The 5,940-nt window shown below is 69.4% G+C and carries 5 protein-coding genes; all 5 read left to right on the plus strand.

What is annotated here, in order from left to right:
- Positions 1–180: 180 nt before the first annotated feature.
- Entirely contained in the window at positions 181–3,117 is a 2,937-nt protein-coding gene (locus HW578_RS21795; protein WP_198372821.1) for a formate dehydrogenase subunit alpha, read from the plus strand.
- A 15-nt stretch (positions 3,118–3,132) separates the two neighbouring features.
- Entirely contained in the window at positions 3,133–3,729 is a 597-nt protein-coding gene (fdh3B, locus tag HW578_RS21800; RefSeq protein ID WP_198372822.1) for a formate dehydrogenase FDH3 subunit beta, read from the plus strand.
- Positions 3,729–4,745 (plus strand): formate dehydrogenase subunit gamma, encoded by a 1,017-nt coding sequence (locus tag HW578_RS21805; protein ID WP_198372823.1) that lies wholly within the window; start codon positions 3,729–3,731, stop codon positions 4,743–4,745. Before fdh3B ends, HW578_RS21805 begins: the two co-directional genes overlap by 1 nt.
- Positions 4,746–4,815: 70 nt before the next feature.
- On the plus strand, positions 4,816–5,355 hold the full coding sequence (gene mobB / locus HW578_RS21810; protein ID WP_198372824.1) for a molybdopterin-guanine dinucleotide biosynthesis protein B: 540 nt from the start codon (positions 4,816–4,818) through the stop codon (positions 5,353–5,355).
- On the plus strand, positions 5,356–5,940 hold a 585-nt coding region (locus HW578_RS21815), incomplete at its 3' end, for a molybdopterin molybdotransferase MoeA (protein WP_369407951.1).

Raw genomic sequence — 5,940 nt, forward strand, 5'->3', positions numbered from 1 at the left:
GGCGTGGCGCAGGCCGCCGGGCCGATCCGCGCCGATGCCGTGCCCGCCGGCACCGCGCGCAAGGAGAACGAGGCCGATCGCCTCAAGGCCCGCTACCAGCCCAATGCGGCCGACGTGCAGGCCTTCTACCGCACCAACCGCTACGGCGGCTGAGCAGGACCCAAGAGGGAGCGAAACCCCATGCTGATCAAGCGTTCCGACGCGCGCGCCGGCCGGCAGCGCCTGGCCGCCGCCCATGCCGGGCTGTCCTCGGGCGGGCTCGACCGCCGCGCCTTCCTGAAGCAGGCGGGTGTGACCGGCATCGGCCTGGCCTCGCTCGGCGCCATTCCGCTGAGCACGGTGCGCCCGGCCGCGGCGGGGCCGGTGAACCACCAGCAGCCGGTCACCCGGGTGAAGAACATCTGCACCCATTGCTCGGTCGGCTGCACCGTCACGGCGGAAGTGCAGAACGGCGTCTGGGTGGGGCAGGAGCCGACCTGGGACAGCCCGATCAACCGCGGAACGCATTGCGCCAAGGGTGCCTCGGTGCGCGAGCTGGTCCATGGCGACCGGCGGATCAAGTATCCGATGAAGCTGGTGAACGGCCAGTGGCAGCGGATGACCTGGGACGCCGCGGTGGCCGAGATCGGCGACAAGCTGATGGCGACGCGCCAGGCCTCGGGCCCCGACAGCGTGTTCTGGCTGGGCAGCGCCAAGTTCTCGAACGAGGGCGCCTACCTGTTCCGCAAGGTCGCCGCCTTCTGGGGCACCAACAACGTCGACCACCAGGCGCGCATCTGCCATTCGACCACGGTGGCCGGCGTGGCGAACACCTGGGGCTACGGCGCGCAGACGAATTCCTACAACGACATCCGCAATTCCAAGACCATGATCATCATGGGCGGGAACCCGGCGGAGGCGCATCCGGTCAGCCTGCAGCACGTGCTGTCGGGCAAGGAGATGAACCGCGCCAACCTGATCGTGATCGATCCGCGCTTCACGCGCACCGCGGCGCATGCGACCGAATACGTGCGCATCCGCCCGGGCACCGACATCCCGATCATCTGGGGCATGCTCTGGCACATCTTCCAGAACAACTGGGAAGACAAGGAATTCATCCGCCAGCGCGTCTATGGCATGGACGACGTCCGCGCCGAGGTCGCGAAGTGGACCCCGGCCGAGGTCGAGCGCGTGACCGGCGTGCCCGGCGCGCAGCTGCGCAAGGTGGCGGAGATGTTCGCCACGCAGAAGCCCGCGACGCTGATCTGGTGCATGGGGGCCACGCAGAAGACCGTCGGTACGGCGAATGTGCGCGCCTATTCGATCCTGCTGCTCGCGACCGGCAATGTCGGCAAGGAGGGCACCGGGGCGAACATCTTCCGCGGCCACTGCAACGTGCAGGGGGCTACCGACTTCGGGCTCGATGTCACGACGCTGCCCGCTTACTACGGCCTCGATGAGAACGCCTGGCGGCATTGGTCGCGCGTGTGGGGCGTGAGCTACGAGAGCATGGTGGCGCGCTTCGACAGCAAGGCGATGATGGAGATGCCCGGCATCCCCACCACGCGCTACTTCGATGCGGTGACGATGCCGGTGAATGCGCAGACCGGCCTCGCGCAGCGCGACAACCTCAAGGCCATGGTGGTGTTCGGCCATGGCGGCAACACCGTCACCCGCATGCCGGAGGCGGTGAAGGGCCTCGAGAAGCTCGACCTTCTGGTGGTGGCGGACCCGCATCCGACCACCTTCGCGGTGCTCGCGAACCGGCGCGAGAACACCTACCTGCTGCCGATCTGCACCCAGTTCGAGACCAATGGCAGCCGCACGGCATCGAACCGGTCGGTGCAGTGGGGCACCCAGGTCGTCAAGCCGATCTTCGAGAGCAAGGACGACTACGAGGCGCTGTACCGCCTGGCAGGCGCGATCGACGCCGCGGCGCAGCGGCGCAACATGACCTTCCGCATGAAGGACGAGGTCTTCAAGGATTTCGAGATCCGCGACAACGCGCCGACCGCCGAGAGCATCCTGCGCGAGATCAACCGCGGCGCCATCAGCACCGGCTACACCGGCCAGTCGCCGGAGCGCCTCAAGCTGCACATGCAGCATCAGGACAAGTTCGACCTGGTGACGCTGCGCGCCAAGGACGACGCGCCGGCCGAGATCCGCGGCGACTTCTACGGCCTGCCCTGGCCCTGCTGGGGCACGCCGGAGATGCGCCACCCGGGCACGCACATCCTCTACAACACCAACCTGCACGTGAAGCAGGGCGGCGGCACCTTCCGCGCGCGCTTCGGCGTGGAGCGCAACGGCGTCTCGCTGCTGGCCGAGGGGTCCTACTCGCAGGGCTCCGAGCTGACCGACGGCTACCCCGAATTCACCACGGCCGTGATGCAGCGCCTGGGCTGGGATGCCGAACTGACCGAGGCGGAGAAGGCCTCGATCGCACGGCAGGGCGGCACCGCCTCCTGGGCCACGGACCTGTCCATGGGCATCATCCGCGTGACCATGGAACATGGCGTGATGGCCTACGGGAATGCCAAGGCCCGTGCGAATGCGTGGAACTTGCCCGACCCCGTGCCGGTGCACCGCGAACCGATCTACACGCCACGCACCGACCTGATCGCGCAGTATCCCACGCTGCCCGACCGCCGCGCCTTCCGCCTGCCGCATCTGGGGCAGAGCGTGCAGAACCGGGCGAAGGACCTCGCGCCGAACTTCCCGATCATCCTCTCCTCCGGCCGCCTCGTGGAATACGAGGGCGGCGGCGAGGAGACGCGGTCGAACCGCTGGCTGGCCGAGCTCCAGCAGGACATGTTCGTCGAGATCAACCCCGAGGACGCCGCCGCACGCAACATCCGCGACGGCGCCTGGGTGCTGGTGACGGGGCCGGAAATGCCGCAGGGCAAGGCCACGCGGATGAAGGCGCTGGTGACCGAGCGCGTCGGCAAGGGTGTCGCCTGGATGCCCTTCCACTTCGCCGGCTGGTTCATGCAGGAGGACCAGCGTTCGAAGTATCCGCAGGGCACCGACCCGATCGTGCTCGGCGAATCGGTGAATGCGATCACGACCTACGGCTACGACCCGGTGACCTTCATGCAGGAAACGAAGGTCACCCTCTGCCAGATCCGCGCGGCATAAGGAGGCGCGACGCACATGGCCCGCATGAAGTTCCTCCTCGACGCCGAGCGCTGCATCGAGTGCAACGCCTGCGTCACCGCCTGCAAGAACGAGCATGAGGTGCCCTGGGGCATCAACCGCCGGCGCGTCGTCACCATCAATGACGGCAAGCCGGGCGAACGCTCGATCTCCATGGCCTGCATGCACTGCACGGATGCGCCCTGCGCCGCCGTCTGCCCGGTCAGTTGCTTCTACACCACGGCGGATGCCGTGGTGCTGCACGACAAGGACCTGTGCATCGGCTGCGGCTACTGCTTCTACGCCTGCCCCTTCGGCGCGCCGCAGTATCCGCGCGTCGGCAATTTCGGCAGCCGCGGCAAGATGGACAAGTGCACCTACTGCGCCGGCGGTCCGCAGGCCGACAACACCGAGGCGGAGTACATCCAGTACGGATCGAACCGCCTGGCCGAGGGCAGCCTGCCGCTGTGCGCCGAGATGTGCTCGACCAAGGCGCTGCTGGCGGGCGACGGCGCGGTGATCGCGCAGATCTACCGCGAGCGCGTGCAGAAGCGCGGCTACGGCTCGGGCGCCTGGGGCTGGCGCACCGCCTATCGCGAGACGGTGGCGATCTGATGCGCGCGCTGTTTCTCGCCTTCGCGCTGCTCGTGGCCGCGCCCTTGGCCGGCCACGCGCAGACCAACCCGCAGGTCAGCGGCACGCCGACCAGCCCCACCCCCATGATGCCGCCGGTCGCCGACGAGCTCGAGGTGCTGAAGGCGCTGCAGGGCGGGCGCGTCGCCGGGCGCATCAGTATTCCCGACGAACGGGCGGCCAGCCTGATCCAGCCGGGCGGGCGCTCCTGGCGCGAATTCCATAACGTGACGCTCGCCTGGGTGGGCGGGGTCGCGGTGCTGGGCATGCTCGCCCTGCTGGCGGTGTTCCGTCTGACGAAGGGGCGGATCCCGGTGGAAGGCGGCCTCGCGGGGCGCACCATCCAGCGCTTCAACACGCTCGAGCGCGCGAACCACTGGATGGTGGCGTCCACCTTCATCATCCTGGCGCTGTCCGGGCTCAACCTCACCTTCGGCCGGCACGTCCTGCTGCCGGTGATCGGGCCGGAAGCCTTCACGGCGATCAGCCAGTGGGGCAAGTACGCCCACAACTTCCTGGCCTTCCCCTTCACGCTCGGCATCGTTCTGATGCTGCTGCTCTGGGCGAAGGACAACATCCCGAACGGACGCGACATCACCTGGCTGAAGCAGGGCGGCGGGCTGGTCGGCCACGGACATCCCGACAGCGATCGCTTCAACGCCGGCCAGAAGGGCATCTTCTGGATCACGGTGCTGGGCGGCGCGGCGGTGGCGGTGACCGGCTACATGCTGGTCTTCCCCTTCTTCTTCACCGACATCGCGGGGATGCAGCTCAGCCATATCATCCACAGCATCGTCTCGGTGCTGATGATCGCGGTGATGCTGGCGCATATCTACATCGGCACGCTGGGCATGGAGGGCGCGTCCGACGCCATGACCACTGGCCAGGTGGACCTCAACTGGGCGAAGCAGCACCACAACCTCTGGGCCGCGCGCGAGCTGGCCAAGGGCCGCGGTGCCGCCGCGCCGGCGGATGCGAAGGCCGCGGGCGCCGATTGACCTTGCCCGCCAGGGGCCGCATCACGGGCGGGCGCGCGGTGCAGGCCGCGCGCCCGTTCCGTTTGCTGGGATGAAGGATGTGACGCGCATCATCGGCCTCGCCGGCTGGTCCGGGGCAGGCAAGACCACGCTGATGGTGAAGCTGCTGCCGGCGCTGATCGGCCGCGGCCTCGCGGTCTCGACGCTGAAGCACGCGCATCATCGCTTCGACGTCGATGTGCCGGGCAAGGATTCCTACGAGCACCGGCGCGCCGGCGCGCAGCAGGTCATGGTCGCCTCCGGCGCGCGCTGGGCATTGATGACGGAGCTGCGCACCGCGCGCGAACCGACGCTGCCCGAATTGCTCGCGCGCATGGACCCGGTCGATCTCGTGATCGTCGAGGGCTTCAAGCGCGACGCCCACCCGAAGATCGAGGTGCACCGCGCCGCCAACGCCAAGCCCTGGATGCGCCCGGAGATGCCCGGCATCGTGGCGGTGGCCTCCGACATCGCGCCCCCCTACGACCTGCCGCGCGCCGCGCTGGACGATGTGGAGGGCGTGGCCGCGCTGGTGCTGGCCCATGCCGTGCCGGTTGCCGCGGTCGACTGGGCCGTGCGGCAGGAGGCCTGAATGGCGCAGCTCAGTGACGATTGCTTCGTCTTCGGCGGCGAGCTGATGTCGGTCGAGGAAGCGCAGGCGCTGATCGCCGCCCGCATCCCCGCACCAATGGGCGAGGAGGAGGTGCCGCTCGCCGCCGCGCGCGGCCGCGTGCTGGCGCGCGACCTGGTCGCACCGATCCCGCTGCCGCCCTTCTTCAACGCCGCCGTCGACGGCTGGGCCTTCCGCCACGACGACCTCGCCTATGGCGGCGAGACGCGGCTCGATGAGGCGGGGCGCGTCGCCGCCGGCCATATCCCGGCCCGCCCCGTCGGCGCGGGGGAGGCGGTGCGCGTCTTCACCGGCGCGCCGATGCCCTATGGCGCCGATACCTGCGTCATGCAGGAGGATGTCCGCCATGTCGGTCGCTCCATCATGGTTCCGCCCGGCCTCAAGCGCGGCGCCAATGCCCGCCCGGCCGGGGAGGATGTGGCGCAGGGCAGCATCGCCCTCGCGGCGGGCCGCGTGCTCGGGCCGGCCGAGATCGGCCTGGCCGCGGCGCTGGGCCAGGCGCGCCTCGCGGTGCGGCCGCGCCCGCGCATCGGCGTCTTCTCGACC

It is taken from the genome of Roseomonas rosulenta, assembly GCF_016106005.1.
In the GTDB taxonomy this organism is placed as follows: Bacteria; Pseudomonadota; Alphaproteobacteria; order Acetobacterales; family Acetobacteraceae; genus Neoroseomonas; species Neoroseomonas rosulenta.